Raw genomic sequence first — 1,051 nt, 5'->3', positions numbered from 1 at the left:
TCTTGATTATGTACAAAGCTCAGCTCGCTTGAGCTGATGCTCAGGCCAAGGGGCGGTAAGAGCGGCCGCGCGCAACAGCCGTGGCAGTATTGAGCGCAGGTTGTAGCGGCGATTGAATCGATACTGAAAGTCCGCCAAGTAGCGTGGCGCATACTTGGCGAACTTGAACGCGTGATGCGTGCCGCTGATCGCCGTTTTCAGGTTGCCGAGCAGGATATTGACCCACTGGAACTGGGGATGCTCAGCCGAAGCTCGGCTGGAGCCGGTCACAATGGCCAGATGACTGGCTACCTCTTCGCGCAGTACCCGAAACGCCGGCAGGCCATCCGACACCACGTCGGTTTCAGCGGACAGCGACGTGTTAGCCCAATCACGAATCGCCTCCGATTGGAACGGCATGCAACGGATCACCACCTGGTGCGGCTTGCAATCGTCGACTGTCGAAACCGCCATGACAAACGGGATCTTGTTGGGCGATCCCCGCCCGCGCTTGCCGGGCTCACCGGGCCGTTCGCCGCCCAGATAAGCATCGTCGATTTCGACGCGCCCCGATAGCTGGCGATGCGATTCACGCTCGACCATGACCTGCATGAGTTTGTGCTTCATGCGCCAGGCGGTACGCCAACTCACGCCGAGATGGCGCATAAGCTCCAGCGCCGATATGTTGTTTTTGGCTTGGGTGAGCAAGTGCATTGCTAGAAACCAGACCGGCAACGCCAGCTTTGTCGAGTCGAAGATCGTGCCCGCCGTGATACTGGTCTGGTGACGACACCGCTGGCACTGCCAGAGGCCGCGGCCGTTACGTTCGAACGTGGTGTGTCGCCGGCATCGACAGGTCGGGCAGGCATAGCCCCGTGGCCAGCGCGCGGCTGCCAGTGCCCGCTCGCATTGGGCCTGGGTGCCGTATTGCTGTACAAATTCAAACAACGACAGGCCCGGCTGCATCTGTACTTGGTTGATCGCCATGACGAAATTCCTTGTGTGTCATGACTCCAGTATCCACAGACGGTGGGTCATTTCGTGACCCTACTGAGCTTTGTACATAATCAAG

At 59.2% G+C, this 1,051-nt stretch carries 1 protein-coding gene; it reads right to left on the bottom strand.

Translation table 11 applies throughout. The annotated features are described in order from the left end of the window. Positions 1 to 6: 6 nt before the first annotated feature. The gene (locus tag SAOR_RS12970) at positions 7 to 966 is read right to left on the bottom strand and encodes an IS1595 family transposase (RefSeq protein ID WP_123631813.1); all 960 of its coding nucleotides are present in this window, start codon (positions 964 to 966) and stop codon (positions 7 to 9) included. Positions 967 to 1,051 lie beyond the last annotated feature (85 nt).

This window comes from Salinisphaera orenii subsp. orenii MK-B5 (genome assembly GCF_003788635.1).
GTDB lineage: Bacteria > Pseudomonadota > Gammaproteobacteria > Nevskiales > Salinisphaeraceae > Salinisphaera > Salinisphaera orenii.
The sequence above is the reverse complement of the archived record's forward strand: the minus strand, read 5'-3'. Positions and strand labels throughout refer to the sequence as shown.